Origin of the sequence: Pseudotamlana agarivorans, assembly GCF_001642835.1 — a bacterium.
GTDB lineage: Bacteria > Bacteroidota > Bacteroidia > Flavobacteriales > Flavobacteriaceae > Pseudotamlana > Pseudotamlana agarivorans.
Genome location: NZ_LXEI01000013.1, coordinates 76,735 through 94,288 on the forward strand (window position 1 = coordinate 76,735; position 17,554 = coordinate 94,288).

Here is a 17,554-nt window from a genome sequence, read left to right on the forward strand (position 1 = left end):
TGTTAAGCCGTTTTTACTTTTAAACGTTTCTTTCTTTTCTTCACATTACCTTGTACTACGTAATGATCGATTGTTGGTGCAAAAACATTCATTAAAAGAATGGCTAACATCACACCTTCTGGGTAGGCTGGATTGAATACACGGATTAAGATAGAAATGAATCCTACAAAGAAACCGTAATACCATTTACCTTTATTGGTTTGTGCTGCTGTTACAGGATCGGTAGCCATAAACACGGTACCAAAGGCAAAACCACCAATTAGTAAATGATGCCAAAATGGTGTACTCATTAAACCGTAAAACTTACTAGTTTCGGTAATAACACCAGCATCAACAACTTGGTTAAAAATAAGTCCTACAGCAAGGGCTCCAAGAACTGATGATAACATGATTCTCCAGCTTCCTATTTTAGCAAAGATTAAGAACAATCCTCCTAAAATTATTAATAAGGTAGAAGTCTCTCCGATGGAACCTGGAATAAATCCGAAGAACATATCGGCAACCGAATGGGCTACTTCTTTACCTTGGGCTAAGCTTCCTAAAATGGTTTCACCAGAAACGGCATCTAGATTCTCTCCCGCTGCAATCGCGCGATCTCTAGCTACAGCACCTTCAACCCATACTTTATCTCCCGACATCCAAGTTGGGTAAGCGAAGAATAGGAAAGCTCTAATAGTTAATGCAGGATTTAAAATATTCATCCCTGTTCCTCCAAAAACTTCTTTACCTATTACAACACCAAAAACTACAGCTACTGCAAGCATCCATAATGGAATATCGATAGGAACAATTAACGGTACTAACATACCTGTTACTAAGTATCCTTCTTCTACTTCATGTCCTTTTATGATGGCGAAAATAAATTCAATACCTAAACCAACACCGTAAGACACGATGACTAGTGGTAATATTTTCCAAAAACCAACTAAAAAGTTATCTAGCGTCCAGAACTCGGCGCTAAAAAAACCACCTGAAACCGCTTGAATACCATCAAAAGCTAAATGATGTTGATATCCTGCGTTGAACATACCAAAAATTAAACATGGTACCATAGCCATAATTACGGTATTCATGGTACGTTTTAAATCATCGGCTGCTTTAATATGCGTTCCGTTATGAGTAACCTCATTAGGTAAAAATAAAAATGTATGAATGGCAGAAAAAGCAGGTAGCCACTTCTTCCCTTTATTTTTAACTTTAAAATTATGTAAATTTTCTTTTAAACCCATTATCCTATCTCTTTTAGCATTAAGTCTAAACCTTCTCTAATTATTTTTTGATGTGGTTGTTTAGACACACAAACAAATTCTGTTAAGGCAAAATCTTCGGGAGCAACTTCGTACATCCCTAAAGCTTCCATTTCATCTAAATCTTTATACAAACATGCTTTTAAGATTTGTAATGGATAAATATCAAGAGGAAAAACTTCTTCATAAGTACCTGTCGTTACAAAAGCTCTATGCTCACCATTTGTATTGGTATTTAAATCGTAAACTTTTTTAGGATTTAACCATGAAAAAGTAAACGCTCTTGAGGTAGAAACTTTATTAAAAATAGGTTTGTTCCATCCGAAGAACTCATAATCATCACCTTCAGGGATAACAGAAATCACATTGCAATAGTAACCTAAACTACCATCGGCTTTAATTTCTTTTCCTGATAATACATTACCAGAAATAATACGATCATGACCAGCTTTATCGATACCTTTATCGTAGATCATAGTGGAAACTTCACTACCAATAAGGGTTTTGAAATATCTTGGTTTTTGAACTGAAGATCCTACCAAGGCAACAATACGCTCGGCATTGAATTTCCCTGTTAGCAATAGCTCACCGATAATTACTAAATCTTGAGCGCCTATCGTCCAAACAACCTCTCCTTTATTTACAGGATCAATTTTGTTGATTTGCGTTCCAACATTTCCAGAAGGATGCGGACCAGAAACCTTATGTAAGGTAATGCCCTTCAATCCTGAAAGTGGCGAATTAGCAGTTTGACCAACTGAAACATGTACTTTACCTTCGGTAAGTTTACCTAAAGCAGTAACCGCAGCTTGCAGCTCGGCTTCTTTACCTTGAAGGGTAAAGTCTAAATCGGCAGCTAAAGGAGCACTGGCATATCCTGAAATAAAAATCGCTTTTGGCGATCGCTCAGGGTTTGCAACCACGTCGTAAGGACGTTGTTTTACAAACGGCCAACATCCTGAAGCAAGCAAATGTGCTTTAACTTCTTCTGGTTGTGCAGTTTCAACAGCAATCTTTCCAAAATCTTTGTAAGACTGTGTTTTATCGGCTTCAATTTTAATAGCGTCAATGCGCCTCTTAGGTCCACGAATAACCTCAACGACTTTACCTGAAACAGGAGAAACAAAAATTAGTTTTTCGTTGGACTTATCATGAAAAAGGGTGTCTCCAGCTTGGACTGTAGTACCTTCTTTCGCAATAAGTTTAGGGATAATTCCATGGAAGTCTTCTGGTCTTATGGTACAGTAGTTGCTGATAATCGCTTGCTCGACCGTTTTATCAGCTGCACCCTTAAGTTTAATATCCAGACCTTTTTTAATACGAATGTCGTTTGACATATTTATATTTATTGAAATTAGTTGTCTAAAAATTGCTGCAAATTTACAGAATTTCTTTAGTATTAATATCCATTGTATTCGTATTGTTTCGTTATTTGTATTTATTCTAAATAACAACGTAAAACCTCGGTATGAAATTTGTTATCTTTACCCATTAATAAAAAACACCCCATGAAAAATAGCCTTCTTTTGCTTATTATTTTTTGCCTTAATATTTCATTAAGTCTTGCTCAAACACAAGAAACACCACCTCCGGAATATATAAAAACGATACAATTTAAAGGGGCTTCAACCGACAACCAACTCCCCATCATTCGCTTAGGAGACCCAATAACTATTGAATTTGACGCCTTAAATGGCAACGAAGAAGACTTTTACTATAAAATAAAATATTACAATAGAGACTGGACCCCCTCTGTACTTATTCAAACGGAATATATGGATGGTTTAGACAACCAACGTATTAGAGAATATGAAAACTCCTTTAATACGTACCAGATTTTTTCTCATTACAAACTAACCATTCCTAACGATCAAACTAAAGGATTAAAGGTTTCAGGAAACTATATGTTGTTCATTTATAATAGTGACAATGAACTTATGTTTTCTCAAAAATTTATGATTTATGAAAATTTAGCTGATGTGGGTATTGTACTCAAACGTGCAAGGGATCTTTCTAATATTCAAGAAAAACAACGTGTTGAAATTCTTGTGGTTTCCAACCGCATTCAATTTAATAATCCAACCCAAACCGTTAATGCCGTAATTATTCAGAATAACAATTTAAATACTGCAATAACAGATGTAAAACCACAATATGTATTAGGGAATCAATTGGTTTATAAATATGATTCTGAAACCAGCTTTTGGGGAGGGAACGAGTATTTCTTTTTTGAAAACAAAGATATTCGAGGTGCGAACAACAACATTCAGTTTGTTGATTTACAAGATCTGTATCACAATTATTTATTTACAAACTCCATTCGCGCCAACCAAATTTACACTTATAATCCAGACATTAATGGCAACTATGTTATTAACAACATGGATGCTTCCGATCCCAGCATTGAAGCCGATTACGTTTGGGTTCACTTTTCTCTAGCTGCAGACGAAAACATAAAAAACAAAGACATCTATGTTTATGGCACCTTCAACAATTTTACAATTGAAGAATCAACACGCCTAACATACGATGCCGCAAAAAACATCTTTAAAGGGAGTCTTTTGCTCAAGCAAGGGTTTTACAATTATAAATATGTTGCTGTAGATTCTAATGGTACTATTAATGAGAATTTAATAAGCGGTAATTTTTGGCAAACAGAAAATAGCTACAAAGTTTTAGTGTACTACAGAGACCTTGGAGCACGATATGATAGAATTGTAGGTGCTAACGAAGGGACTTCCGTAAATATTAGCGACTAAAATTGTAAATTATCTAATTTTTTCATCTCAGACGTTAAAATTTATGATTGGCATTTATAATTTACTACATTAGCTACCATTAACACGTGGTATATCAGTATTTAACATGGTTCAACAGGTTACAAAGGGCATTAAAATTTCCGTAAAAACGACTTACGAAGGTTCATTTTATAAAAACTATAAGATACAATATGCTTTTGGGTATACTATAACCATTGAAAACCAAAGTAAAGATTCTGTCCAACTATTTGCTAGACATTGGGAAATTTTAGATGCCTTAAACAATATTGAAACCGTTTCTGGAGAAGGTGTTGTTGGCAAAAAACCAGTTTTAAAACCAGGTGAATCTCACACCTATTCATCAGGATGTTTACTTACATCGCCATTAGGTGCCATGCATGGGCATTACAGTATGGTAAACTTCACAACAACCAAAAAGTTTCAAGTTACCATTCCTACATTTAAATTAAGTGCTCCTTTTGCCATGAATTAAATTGATGTCTTTATTTCCTTATTATTGAGTAACGACCAAATAATTACATTCAACCCAAAATACCCCCTCTAGTAATAATTGATTATTTTTAGCAAGTATTTAATCTATATTCGCTATCACTATGATTAACGTACTGATTACTGGAGCAACAGGAAACATTGGTCGAGAATTAATTACTTATTTATGTCAATCGGACCAACAGATTATAGTGACTGCAGCTGTAAGAAGCCTCACTAATGCAAAACAACTTTTTGCAGAACAACAAAAGCTAAAATTTACAACATTCGATTTTGAGGACCAGTCCACCTTTAACACTGCGTTTGAAAATATCGACATTCTTTTTCTCCTCAGACCTCCTCATATTTCACATATCGAAGAGTATTTCAACCCCTTGTTAAAGTCTGCTCAGAAAAAAGGGATTAAAAAAATTGTTTTTCTCTCTGTTCAAGGTGCCGAGAAGAGTAAAGTCATTCCGCATAACAAAATCGAATCTTTAATTAAAGATTATAATTTCGAATATATTTTTCTGCGCCCAAGCTATTTTATGCAGAACTTAATCACCACCTTACTTCCCGAAATTTTAAAATCGCAAAGTATTACACTGCCTTCAAGCCATGCTAAATTTAACTGGATTGATATAAAAAACATAGCCGAAATAGCGTCTATAGTACTTACTACATTTGACACTCACAAAAATAGTATCATCGAACTTACAGGATCTGAGAACAAAAGTTTTTATGAAGCTACCGCTTTATTGAATCAAGTGACGGGCTTACACATAAGTTTCAACAGTATAAATCCGATAAGATTCTATTTCAAAAAAAGAAAAGACGGTCTCAATAAGGACTTCGCCATGGTCATGACATTATTGCACTTTTTACCCAGAATAGAAAAAGCTCCTAAAATTTCTAACAACTACCAGCAGTTCACAGGAAAGGAACCTATAACTTTAACCGAATTCTTTAAAAGAGAAAAAGCACAGTTTACACAAAGCCTATGAAAAAGTTAAAATTTCCTTCAGCACAAACCTTATTATTCATTATCGCTGGCTTAGTAGCTTTGTTAACACGGGTTGTTCCGGCCGGAAAATATGACAGCCTTTCTTACAACGCTTCAAGTCAAACTTTTACTAAAACCAGTCTTGAAGCCACCTACGAATTTCCTGCCACCACAGAAACATTAAACAATCTCGGCATAAAAATTCCTTTGGAAAAATTTACTAGCGGTGCCATCTATAAACCTATCGGGATTCCTCATTCATACAAAGCACTTCCAGCGAACTCTCAAGGATTTTTCGATTTAGTGAAAGCCCCAATAAAAGGTATTATTGAAGCAGCAGATATCATTTTTCTTATATTAATTATTGGCGGATTAATTGGCATTATGAACTTAACAGGCGCCTTTGATGCCGGCATTGCTTGGACAGCCAAAATACTTAAGGGGAACGAATACCTTTTAATTATTTTAGTAACCACCATCATAGCATTAGGAGGAACTACATTTGGACTTGCTGAAGAAACCATGGCTTTCTACCCTATTTTAATTCCCGTTTTTTTAGCTGCAAAATATGATGCCCTTGTTGGAGTGAGCTGTATATTTCTGGGTTCAGCAATCGGTACCATGTGCTCTACGGTTAATCCGTTTTCAACAATAATCGCTTCAGATGCTGCAGGAATCAACTGGACCACTGGTTTACAAAGTCGGTTAATTATGCTTGTGCTTTGTTTAAGTATTACTATAGTTTACATTCTTCGTTATGCCAAACGCGTAAAAAACAATCCTTCAAAATCTATCATATACAATCAAAAAGAAGATATTGAAGCTCGTTTTAAAATAAAAACCAATAGTTATACTAAGTTTTCGGGACGCTTAAAAGCGATTACCTTTGTGTTTTCAGCATCCTTTGTGGTTATGATTATTGGTGTATCGTTTTTAGATTGGTGGTTTATTGAAATGACCACAACATTTTTAATAAGCGCCATTATTATAGGATTTCTAGCGAAAATCAAAGAAAGAACATTCATTGAAACTTTTGTTAAAGGCGCAGCAGACTTATTAAGCGTCGCTTTTATTGTTGGTATTGCCAGGGGTGTCACCATTCTTATGCAAGATGGCCTTATTAGCGACACCCTTTTATTTCACGCCAGCACTATTACTGAAGGCATGCCCAAAGCCCTTTTTACAAATTTCATGCTGTTTATTTATGCGGGACTTTCGTTTTTTATGCCATCATCTTCAGGAATGGCTGTATTAACTATGCCTGTGATGGCTCCACTTGCCGACACTGTTAACTTAGGTAGAGAAGTTATAGTAAACACCTATCAGTATGGGATGGGACTTCTTTATTTGATTAGTCCTACAGGATTAATTTTGGCCGCTTTAGCTATTGTTAATATCGGATTTAACAAATGGCTAAAGTTTGTAACCCCCTTACTCATCATATTAACGTTAACAACTATGGCCTTTTTAAGCCTCTCTGTTTAATTATAATTAAGAAGAAGGTACCCGTTGAAAATTATAAACAGATGTATTTTGTTTTACCTGAAAGCTTTTACAGTTAGAAAAAGGCATAAACTCATAGTCTGAATCGTAACAAAACGTCTTTTTATCAACTTGAAAATAGGCGTCACAATCCACCCTTCCGTAAGGAGAAATGCGTCTGAATCTATAATTAATATCGTCATCGGTTTTGTGAAGTTCAAACCAAGCTCCTCCGCCTATTCCAGACAAATATTGGGCATTATCACTTAATCCCACCACCTCTTTTGACAACAGGTTACCTTCCAAGTTCGGCTGAAAACCTTTCAACCTATCTAAAAAACACCTTAGGTTCTCACTTTTTTGAGAACCTTTAAACTTGGAGATATCGCCGTTTTCTAAAACTTTAAAAATGGTATTCTCCGTATCACTTAACAGAACATTTCCAACGGTGCTTGAGGTAAACCTTTGCATTTTTTTGAGTTGTTTACGTATTCGAGCATCGGTTACTGAAGCCAACAAGGTATCGGCAACGAAACGCGCACAGTTAGAAGCTTCCCGTTTAAAAGCAGCATAGCGAACTGCCTTATGACCTTGTAAATTTAATATGAATGACCGCGCCATATTGTAATCAACAGAACTGCAAACGGAAGCTAACATCGTCCCCTCTCCATGGGTGATTTTGGGATGCGTTGCTAAATATTTTAAAATGTCATCTAAATTTTTGATAACACCTTTTTCCATATCTGCCATGAAAGGCATTTGCAATTCGTTATCGGTTTCATGGCTACGAACGCGACCAAATGGGGCTGGTACGATATAGCGGCCAAAATCGTAATAATCTAAAGCACCGGTTTCTTTTTCAACTAAAACTAAAGCAGCATGTCCGGCTCTCACATAATTTTTAGTACCTATACCAAAAAATCGTAAATAGGGTGCATACCATTCTTTTGGCAACCTAACCACCGTATCGGGGTAAGCTAGAGTTATAACAATTCCCGTATTAACCATGCATAGCAGATTTTTGGAAATCAAACACCTCTTCAGAAATCAATTCGTTTTCAAGGGATTCATATCTCATTTTCACCATATAATGACATTTTTCAACCTGAGTGATGCTCGTCGTTTTCACAAAACCACGATCCATGATCACGCCATAATCGCGATTTGTTCCTCCTGCAGTTTTATGAAATTTCAAGATTTGCTCTGCACGCCTATCACCTTCAGTTAAAAAATCATGAAACCAACACTGGCGTTCCTTTTTCATGGCTTCGGTATATAAGGTTGAAGAGGACCAAATTCTTGGTTTTAAAGGCAACTTTTCAAAATGCCTTTCTTCGCCATCCCAAACCAATTCAAAAAATTGAAGATGTGTGCTCCAGTCTACCATAACAATAGTAAATGGTTCAATATCCTTAAAATTGTAGTTTTCAACATCCTCGACAACATCCTGCATAAGCATCAAGTCTTTGGCTACAAGTCCGCGACTTTTACGATACGTCGCTTTTCGTTCATGTAACGCAAAACCACCATTAAGCACACATACCAATCGTTTTTTTTCGCTAACACCAATCCAAGTTCCACCAGACAAAGGGTCTTTTGGGTATAAAAGTTTTGTGTTTTCAACAGAAGAAAAGCTAGGATTAACCGCTGGCCGATCGGGAGATTCATCACGATTTGATGTCAATATAAAATCGGTAGCATGGACTGGAAATAAACTTACGGTACACATAAAATGATTGGTCAGAAAAAAGTTGAGCCAACTTACAAAAAATATTTAACAGACAACTGATTCAGCATGACACATAAACCTATAATCCCAAGTCTTATAAGTATTCACCAAACATAACACCCTACAAGATTATTGAAATCTTACTCCCTATCTTTAAAATTATGCTTAATTTTATTCTTTAAAACAGCATTTTTTTGCTTATTCAATTTTCAATGAAAAAATTACTATTCACCCTATGCATAGCTTTGCCACTATTAACTTTCGGACAAGCTAGCAAACTATACAGACAAGCCTTAAGATCTTCCGATTTATCTGAAAGAATTTCGTTATTAAATGAAGTTATCAAATTAGAACCTAAAAACTTAGATGCTTATTTTCAACGTGCCTTGGCTAAAAACAATTCGGAAGACTTCTACGGAGCCATAGTAGATTACTCTAAAATTATTGCCGACCAACCAGATGCCGATTCCTATTATAACCGTGGAAATTCTAGGTATAATGTTAAAGATTACGCTGAAGCTAAAGAAGATTATGCTAAAGCCTACCTTTTAGATGATAGTTTTATTGACGCCCTTTACAGTTTAGCCTGTGTGCGCTTAGATTTAGAAGAATACGACAAAGCTATTAGCGATTTCAATAAGGTGATTAAAAAAATTCCTGGGAATCCAAAAACCTATGTTTTAAGAGCTACAGCCTACAAAGCCTTAGAGAATCACCAAAAGGCCTTTGAAGATTATTCCACAGCGATTTTAATTTACCCCAGTTCAGAAAATTTTTATGAAAGAGGCGTATTTTTTATGGACATAACACGCTACCAAGATGCTAACAACGATTTAACCAAAAGCATCAGTTTAAACGACAATAATCCCTTTGCCTACTTCTACAGAGGAGCTTCTAGCTTGTTTCTAGGGAATGACATGAATTCAATTTCCGATTTTGAAAAAGTTTTAAAATTTGATTCCAATGATTTTGATGCCCACCTTGGACTTGCTATAGCCTATATAAACTTAAACGATAAGATAAAAGCCAAGCAGCATTTTAATAAAGCCAACAGTATTTTAAATTTAGGAGCCAACATAACGAGTATCGAAGCCTATAGTGATACGTACTGGTTTCAACACCAATATTACTTTTTCAATAAAGGAATTACAGCACTGGTAAAACTATAAATTTAGCCGCGGTACTTTAAAGGCAAATGCACTACTTTTTTTGTTTCAAAAAAGTCTTCCTCATAAAAATCACTTAAATTATAAATGGTCGTGGTACGATAATCTTTTAGTTCTTCGGTTAAATCACCACCTTTTAAATATAGAATACCATTTTTTAATTCATGCTTTTCTTCTTTGGCGATTTTCCCTTTTACCCAATGCACAAAAGTTGGCATAATAGCAACGGCACGACTTACTATAAAATCAAATTGCTCATCAATAGCTTCAACGCGACTATGAGTCGTTCTCACATTCGTTAACCCTAAGCCTTCCACAACTTCATTTACCACTTTAAGTTTTTTAGCGATACTATCAACCAAATGAAAAGAACATTCAGGAAACATAATAGCTAATGGGATACCTGGAAATCCACCACCTGTACCAACATCTAAAATGTTACTACCGTCCTTAAACGAAATCACTTTTGCTATTCCCAAAGCATGCAAAACGTGGCGTAAATACAATTCATCAATATCTTTTCTTGACACCACATTAATTTTTAAATTCCAGTCTTGATACAGCGATTCTAATTGCGTAAACTTATTGATCTGGTCTTCTGTAAGATTAGGAAAGTACTTTAAGATGAGTTCCATGTATTGTTAAATTTTCAACAAAAATATAGCTTTTAAACCCATTTTTTTACAAAATTTTGGTAATACTTAACTTTGTTTATTCCTATCTTTGCGCAGAATATGGCGTAACGAATTGATTTTTACGTCATATTAATTTAATTATAGCATGACAAAACAAGCATTATCATTTTCAAGAACAGATTCGGCAAAATTTTTCCGAACATTAAATAAACGCGTTAATGATTATTTCAAAGAAAATAATATTAAACGTACTGGAAACTGGAAACTGTACCTAAAAGCAGTGGTTATGTTTGCCTTACTTATTGTACCAGTTGTTTTAGTTTTAAGCCTTGATTTACCTTGGTGGGCACAAATTTTATGCATGATTACTACGGGAATCGGAATGGCTGGAGTTGGTATGAACGTGATGCACGACGCTAATCACGGATCTTTTTCAAGCAAAAAATGGGTTAATAAATTAATGGGAAGCAGCATATATATTTTAGCTGGAAACGATTATAACTGGAAAGTACAACACAATGTTCTTCATCACACATATACCAATATCCAAGGTCATGATGAAGATATTGACGCAGGAAGAATCATCCGTTTTTCGAAACACACCAAATGGTTAAGAATTCATAAATACCAACGTTTTTATGCCTTCTTTTTATACGGATTATTAACTGCAAACTGGGCTATTACGACCGATTTCATCCAAACGTATAAATACCTAAAAAGAAAATTAGCTTACGGAAAACTTCCTCACCCAGCTACGCAATGGACCAAGCTTATTATTGGTAAAATCGTTTACTATACCATTTGGATTGTCCTCCCCTTATCTTTAGGGTTTGCTTGGTGGCAAGTTTTAATTGGTTTCTTCGTAATGCATTATACTGCAGGTATCATTTTAAGTGTTATTTTTCAATTAGCGCATGTGATGCCGAATACAGAAATGCCTGTACCTGATGAAGATGGCAACATGAAAAATACGTGGGCTATTCATCAATTATTTACCACCTCTAACTTTTCACCAAAAAGTTGGTTTGCCGAGTTTTATACAGGTGGGTTAAACAGACAAGTAGAGCACCATTTATTTGCTCATATTAGCCATATTCATTACAGTAAAATCGCTAAAATCGTAAAAGAAACAGCGAATGAATACCGTTTACCTTACAACGAATATTCTACCTTTTGGCAAGCCGTTTCCGAACACTACAACCAACTAAAAGTTTTAGGTAAAAAACCTAATTTCGCATAAATTTTCAAACCACACTATAACAAATAATTTACATGCAATTACTATCTGATAGAATTTTAAACATGGCAACCTCTGCAACATTGGCAATGGCTGCTAAAGCAAGAGAGCTTAGAGGAGAAGGAAAAGATATCATAGGATTAAGTCTTGGAGAGCCAGATTTTAACACTCCAGATTTCATTAAAGACGCTGCGATTCAAGCGATTAATGAAAACTACAACTCTTACTCGCCTGTTGATGGTTATGCCGATTTAAAGGAAGCCATCATCACTAAATTCAAACGTGATAACAATTTAACCTATACACCTGCTCAAATTGTAGTTTCTACAGGCGCAAAACAAGCACTAGCTAATATTGCTGGTGTGATGTTAAACCAAGGTGATGAAGTTATTTTACCATGTCCTTACTGGGTAAGTTACGCTGATATTGTAAAATTAAATGATGGTGTGCCAGTAGAAGTAAAAACAACTATTGACACAGACTTCAAAATGACTCCAGAGCAGCTTGAAGCAGCGATTACACCTCAAACAAAAATGATTTGGTTCAGTTCACCATGTAACCCAAGTGGATCGGTTTATAGCAAATCTGAGTTAAGAGCTTTAGCTGATGTACTAGTAAAACACCCAAATATTTACGTAGTTTCAGATGAGATTTACGAACACATCAACTACGGTGAAGGTCATGCTAGTATCGCCGAGTTTGAAGACATGTACAACAATACCATTACAGTTAACGGGGTTTCAAAAGCCTTTGCAATGACAGGATGGCGTGTTGGGTACATTGGTGCTCCAGAGAAAATCGCTCGTGCTTGTAACAAATTACAAGGACAAATAACAAGTGGAACTAACTGTATCGCACAACGTGCCGTAATTACAGCTTTAAACGAGCCACCAACTCGCGTACAATACATGATTGACGAATTTAAAGTACGTCGTGATTTAATCTTAGACCTTTTAAATGATGTTGAAGGTTTTAAAACAAACACTCCTGAAGGTGCTTTTTATGTTTTCCCTAACGTAACACATTACTTCGGAAAGACTTTAAGAGGAAAGAAAATTAACAACGCTACAGATTTCTCTTTATACTTATTAGAAGAAGCGCTTGTTGCTACTGTTACAGGTGAAGCTTTTGGAAATCCAGATTGTATCCGAATTTCTTATGCTGCCTCTCAAGAGCAAATTATTGAAGCTATAAAAAGAATTAAAGCAGCTGTAACTGAATAATCATTTACACAGCAATTCATACTATAAAGCCGTTAATTCAATTTAACGGCTTTTTTTTTGTTTAAATTTTAATTAAAAGATAATGAAAAAACCTAAATTATAGCTTATATTTAAAAACACAAAACACCTAAAATCAAACAGTTAACCATATACAGATTCATGTGAATAAAAAAAATCAAACGGTGGGAGGAATTTCAGGAATCATAGAAGCCAGCCTTTACATATTTGGTATTATTTTATTATTTTCCAGCTTACACCCCGCTATTGATCAAGCCCAAACAGCCGCTGAAAAGTTACAATTCATTATAGAAAATAAAGCCAAATATCAATTATGGATGTTGCTTATTTATGTCATATTTGGAATTGTTTTAATCCCTCTTACAATTGCTATACACGAAATTTTTGAAAATAATTCAACTCTTTTTTCTAAAGCAATGCCTGTATTTGGTTTTATCTGGTCAGGACTCGTAATTGCAAGTGGTATGATTGCAGTTGTTGGAATAAACGCTGTTGGGGAAACTTATAACACAGACCCCAATTCTGCAATAACTTCCTGGAAAACCATTGAAACGATTCAAAACGGCCTTGGTGGAGGAGTAGAAATTATTGGTGGAATATGGGTTTTACTTATAAGCATAATGGGTTTGACGCAATCTATATTTAACAAAGGTCTAAATTACTTAGGATTAATCGTAGGAAGCGCAGGAATTTTAACAATAATCCCAGCACTAACAGACTTAGGAGTTGTATTTGGCCTCACTCAGATTTTTTGGTTTCTCTGGATAGGTATCGCTATGATAAAAAACGGAAAAACTTAATCTTCAACGTTATTTAAGCAGTCTAGTAGGGTCTACCTGTTCCGCCAAAAGAACGGTGTAAATAAGATAAGTACTGTAAACAGCTCAAGCCTTCCTATAAGCATTAAAAAGGACGCCCACCACTTTCCTAACCCTGGCAATAAAGCGTAGTTATTAACCGGTCCGAAATCGCCAAATGCAGGTCCTACGTTTCCTAAAGTAGATGCTGCTAAACCTATAGCCGATTTAAACTCCAAGCCAAACATGGAGAACACTAAGGCTCCAATAATAAAGGACAACATGTAAAGAATAAAAAAGGCCAATACATTAAATACAATAAATCGGTTAATCGCCTTTCCGTTATATCTTACTGGTACAATTGCATTTGGATGTAGGGTACGTTTAAATTCTAAAAACCCATTTTTTATTAAGATGAGATGGCGCACCACTTTCACACCACCAGAAGTACTTCCTGCCGAACCACCTAAAAACATGAGTCCAAAAAAGAAAACAACCAAAAATGGCGTCCATAAAGTATAATCGGCAGAAACAAAACCTGTTGTTGTAACTATTGATAATACCTGAAAAAGCGCATGCCTAAATGAACTTTCTGCCTGTCCCCAAACGATTGGGTGATGTATCGAGGAGATACTCAAATCGGCATGTAAATAAATGATAACTCCAGCTATTAAGGTAAAAATAGTGATGAATTTAAAGTACAATTTAAACTCTTCATCATGTAATATTTTTTGAAATTTCCCTTTGAATGCAAAATAACTTAATACAAAATTGGAACCTGCCAGAAACATAAATAAGCAAATAATGTATTGTATTATAGGCTGATGGTTCCAATATGCTACACTAGCGTTTTTAGTTGAAAACCCTCCAGTAGACAAGGTACACATGGCATGATTAATCGCATCAAAAAACGACATACCCGCAATGTTTAACAGGATGGTTTCAGCAGCAGTATAACTAAAATAAATAAGCCATAAACGCTTTGCAGTATCGGTTATACGTGGATGAAGCTTATCACCACTCGGTCCTGGGGCTTCAGCAGCAAAAAGTTGCATCCCTCCAATACCCAACAAAGGAAGAATGGCAATAGCTAAAACGATAATCCCCATACCTCCTATCCAGTGCGTTAAACTCCTCCAAAATAAAATCCCTTTCGGAATGACTTCAATATCGTTTAAAATAGAAGCCCCTGTAGTAGTATAACCCGACATGGTTTCAAAAAAAGCATCGGTAAAACTCGGAATACTTTCCGTTATCACATAAGGTAAGGTGCCCGAAAGCGACATGATTATCCAACCAAAGGCCACAACAATATACCCTTCTCGCTTATTCATAACTTTCTCATGGTTTCTTGTAAATACCATTGTGATAGCACCAACAACCATAGTTAATAAGCCTGCTAAAAATATTTGCGAAGTAACGCCGTCTTTGTAAAGTAAGCTAACCAGTGAAGAAACTAGCATAAAACCGCCATTAAACAATAATAGCAATCCTAAAAAGTGAAAAATAATTTTAAAATTGAGTTTCAAAATAAGTACCGATTAATGGGCAAATTTATATAAATAATTTTTCAACGCGTTTTATAGATTTCAATAAACAACAAACCACCACGCGATCCCCGGCCTGAATTTTAAAATTACCTAAAGCAATCATACCAACACCGTTTCTTATAACCCCGCCTATAATAGCCGATCTAGGAAAATCGATAGATTTAATAGATTTGTTACAAACGGCCGAAGAACTTTTAACTTCAAATTCCAAAAGTTCGGCGTTTAAGTTACTCAGTTTGGTCATGGCAACCACTTCGCCACGTCTAATGTATCTAAAGATATTATTGGCTGCTAATAATTTTTTATTGATTAAAGTATCGATACCGATCGAATGCGACAGATCGAAATAATCCATGTTTTCAACCAAAGCGATGGTTTTTTTAACCCCTTTCGATTTAGCTACTAAACAGGACATGATGTTCGTTTCTGAATTTGGACCAACCGCAATAAAGGCATCCATATCACCAATATTTTCTTCTTCTAACAAATCAGCATTTCGTCCATCACTATTAATCACCAGAACTTTGGTTAATACATCTGCAATATCAAAAGCACGATCTCTATTCCCTTCTATCAACTTCACATTAAACCCTTTCTCACTTAAATCACGGGCTGTTTTAAATCCAATTTGTCCACCACCTAAAATCATAACGTTTTTAATCTCGCGATTGATTTTACCAGTAAGTTTACAAAGCTCGTCGGCACCACCTTCCGAAGTAATAAAAACTACATTGTCTCCTCTTTTAAAAACGGTATCTCCTCGTGGAATTATAGTGTATTGGGTACCAAATCGTTGAATAGCGATAGGCACAAAGTGAATTTCAGGAAAAACCTCGGCTGCTTCCTTAACTGTTTTTCCAACAAAAGTAGCTGTTCTAGATAAGGTAAGACCTGCCATGGTAAGCGCACCTTCTTCAAACTCGTAGTTTTCGTTAAATGACGACTGTTTTAATGACAACTCAATCTCTGAGGCTGCTAACGCTTCTGGAGAAATTAATTCATCGATACCAAATTTGGTAAAACCAACTTCATCTTTAAAACGAATAAATTCGGTATTAGAAATTCTCGCAATGGTTCGCATAGCACCAAGTTGCTTAGCTAAAACACAAATGGTAATATTCGTCGTTTCGCTAGAAGTTACCGCTATAAATAGATCACAAGTATCCACTCGTGCTTCTCGTAAAATAGCGATAGATGTTGCATCACCTTTAACAACGCGTATGTCTAATTGATTATCGGCGTGTGCTAAACTTTTTTTATTTGGGTCTATTAATGTTATTTCTTGAGATTCGTAAGACAATAATTTTGCCAAATGAAATCCAACCTCACCTGCTCCCGCAATTATTATTTTCATTTTTCTGTCATCATAAAAAAGTAGCACAAATATAGTATAAAATAAAGGGCACTACATAAAATTGAAACAATATAATTATTTGGTTAGCTATTGTGTAAACCTTTGTTAAAAGTTTATATTTGTCAAAAATTTTTTCAACTTGTCAAAAGTAAAACCATACAAAAACAGCGCTTTAGGTAAAAAAGAACAAGTCACTAAAATGTTTGATAATATTTCTAGTGATTATGATGGCTTAAACCGAGTTATTTCCTTCGGAATTGACATTAAATGGCGTAAGAAAGTAGTTAATATCGTAAAAAACAGTAATCCTGAAAGCATCTTAGACATTGCTACGGGAACAGGTGATTTAGCGATTAACCTTGCTGAAACTGATGCTACCAAAATTGTGGGATTAGACATTAGCAGTGGGATGCTAGAAATCGGCAAGGAAAAAATTAAAAAGAAAGGCTTAGACTCTAAAATTGAAATGGTTTTAGGTGATAGCGAAAATCTACCGTTTAAAAATGACACGTTCGATGCCATTACCGTAGCTTTTGGAGTTAGAAATTTTGAAACTTTAGAAAACGGCCTCAAAGAAATATACCGCGTTTTAAAACCTAATGGAACTTTTGTGATTTTAGAAACCTCTGTTCCTACGAAAACACCTTTTAAACAAGGATATAGTTTATACACGAAAAACATTTTACCACTAATAGGAAAAATATTTTCTAAGGACCGAAGTGCCTACAGATACTTATCGGAATCGGCTTCTGTTTTTCCTTATGGTGAAGCCTTGAACAATATTTTAAGAAAAATTGGGTTTATTAATGTTGAAGATTTTCCACAAACTTTGGGTGTGGCAACTATTTACAAATCATCTAAGTAA

16 protein-coding genes are annotated in these 17,554 nt (G+C 35.3%); 9 read left to right on the forward strand and 7 right to left on the reverse strand.

Features of this window, described 5'->3' with window-relative positions; all coding sequences use genetic code 11:
• Positions 1-2: 2 nt before the first annotated feature.
• Both A6I66_RS12685 and A6I66_RS12690 read right to left on the reverse strand, forming a co-directional pair.
• On the reverse strand, positions 3-1,229 hold the full coding sequence (locus A6I66_RS12685) for an NADH:ubiquinone reductase (Na(+)-transporting) subunit B (RefSeq protein ID WP_067149874.1): 1,227 nt from the start codon (positions 1,227-1,229) through the stop codon (positions 3-5).
• Positions 1,229-2,584 (reverse strand): Na(+)-translocating NADH-quinone reductase subunit A, encoded by a 1,356-nt coding sequence (locus A6I66_RS12690; protein ID WP_067149877.1) that lies wholly within the window; start codon positions 2,582-2,584, stop codon positions 1,229-1,231. Before A6I66_RS12690 ends, A6I66_RS12685 begins: the two co-directional genes overlap by 1 nt.
• A gap of 171 nt (positions 2,585-2,755) precedes the next feature.
• Here A6I66_RS12690 and A6I66_RS12695 point away from each other — a divergent pair, with 171 nt between their 5' ends.
• The 4 genes from A6I66_RS12695 (at position 2,756) to A6I66_RS12710 (ending at position 6,983) form a co-directional block, all read left to right on the forward strand.
• Complete coding sequence (locus A6I66_RS12695) at positions 2,756-4,006, forward strand: type IX secretion system plug protein (protein WP_067149880.1); 1,251 nt, start codon at positions 2,756-2,758, stop codon at positions 4,004-4,006.
• A gap of 106 nt (positions 4,007-4,112) precedes the next feature.
• Entirely contained in the window at positions 4,113-4,499 is a 387-nt protein-coding gene (gene apaG / locus A6I66_RS12700; RefSeq protein ID WP_067149883.1) for a Co2+/Mg2+ efflux protein ApaG, read from the forward strand.
• A gap of 121 nt (positions 4,500-4,620) precedes the next feature.
• Complete coding sequence (locus A6I66_RS12705) at positions 4,621-5,499, forward strand: NmrA family NAD(P)-binding protein (protein ID WP_067149886.1); 879 nt, start codon at positions 4,621-4,623, stop codon at positions 5,497-5,499.
• Positions 5,496-6,983, forward strand: a complete 1,488-nt coding sequence (locus A6I66_RS12710) for a YfcC family protein (RefSeq protein ID WP_067149889.1) — start codon at positions 5,496-5,498, stop codon at positions 6,981-6,983. The genes A6I66_RS12705 and A6I66_RS12710 overlap by 4 nt, the downstream gene beginning before the upstream one ends.
• A 6-nt stretch (positions 6,984-6,989) precedes the next feature.
• Here A6I66_RS12710 and A6I66_RS12715 read toward each other — a convergent pair whose 3' ends face one another.
• Both A6I66_RS12715 and A6I66_RS12720 read right to left on the reverse strand, forming a co-directional pair.
• A complete protein-coding gene (locus tag A6I66_RS12715; RefSeq protein ID WP_067149891.1) occupies positions 6,990-7,988 on the reverse strand; it encodes a DUF6695 family protein in 999 nt (332 codons plus the stop codon).
• Positions 7,981-8,709, reverse strand: a complete 729-nt coding sequence (locus A6I66_RS12720) for an NRDE family protein (RefSeq protein ID WP_067149894.1) — start codon at positions 8,707-8,709, stop codon at positions 7,981-7,983. The genes A6I66_RS12715 and A6I66_RS12720 overlap by 8 nt, the downstream gene beginning before the upstream one ends.
• Positions 8,710-8,921: 212 nt before the next feature.
• On the opposite strand from A6I66_RS12720, the gene A6I66_RS12725 reads away from it, so the two are divergent.
• Entirely contained in the window at positions 8,922-9,878 is a 957-nt protein-coding gene (locus A6I66_RS12725; protein WP_067149897.1) for a tetratricopeptide repeat protein, read from the forward strand.
• A gap of 2 nt (positions 9,879-9,880) precedes the next feature.
• Here A6I66_RS12725 and rsmG read toward each other — a convergent pair whose 3' ends face one another.
• The gene (gene rsmG, locus A6I66_RS12730; RefSeq protein ID WP_067149900.1) at positions 9,881-10,510 is read right to left on the reverse strand and encodes a 16S rRNA (guanine(527)-N(7))-methyltransferase RsmG; all 630 of its coding nucleotides are present in this window, start codon (positions 10,508-10,510) and stop codon (positions 9,881-9,883) included.
• A 145-nt stretch (positions 10,511-10,655) separates the two neighbouring features.
• On the opposite strand from rsmG, the gene A6I66_RS12735 reads away from it, so the two are divergent.
• The 3 genes from A6I66_RS12735 to A6I66_RS12745 all read left to right on the forward strand — a co-directional run bounded on the left by A6I66_RS12735 (position 10,656) and on the right by A6I66_RS12745 (position 13,788).
• Positions 10,656-11,750, forward strand: a complete 1,095-nt coding sequence (locus A6I66_RS12735; protein ID WP_067149903.1) for a fatty acid desaturase family protein — start codon at positions 10,656-10,658, stop codon at positions 11,748-11,750.
• Between the two features lie 32 nt (positions 11,751-11,782).
• Complete coding sequence (locus A6I66_RS12740) at positions 11,783-12,970, forward strand: pyridoxal phosphate-dependent aminotransferase (RefSeq protein WP_067149906.1); 1,188 nt, start codon at positions 11,783-11,785, stop codon at positions 12,968-12,970.
• A gap of 161 nt (positions 12,971-13,131) precedes the next feature.
• Positions 13,132-13,788, forward strand: coding sequence for a DUF4386 family protein (locus tag A6I66_RS12745; RefSeq protein ID WP_067149909.1), 657 nt, complete (start codon positions 13,132-13,134; stop codon positions 13,786-13,788).
• 32 nt (positions 13,789-13,820) lie between these two features.
• Here the strand turns inward: A6I66_RS12745 and A6I66_RS12750 are convergent, their stop codons facing one another.
• Entirely contained in the window at positions 13,821-15,317 is a 1,497-nt protein-coding gene (locus A6I66_RS12750) for a TrkH family potassium uptake protein (RefSeq protein ID WP_067149912.1), read from the reverse strand.
• A gap of 22 nt (positions 15,318-15,339) precedes the next feature.
• A complete protein-coding gene (trkA, locus tag A6I66_RS12755; protein ID WP_262509419.1) occupies positions 15,340-16,716 on the reverse strand; it encodes a Trk system potassium transporter TrkA in 1,377 nt (458 codons plus the stop codon).
• A gap of 112 nt (positions 16,717-16,828) precedes the next feature.
• Between trkA and ubiE the strand changes: the two genes are divergently transcribed.
• A complete protein-coding gene (gene ubiE, locus A6I66_RS12760; RefSeq protein WP_067149919.1) occupies positions 16,829-17,554 on the forward strand; it encodes a bifunctional demethylmenaquinone methyltransferase/2-methoxy-6-polyprenyl-1,4-benzoquinol methylase UbiE in 726 nt (241 codons plus the stop codon).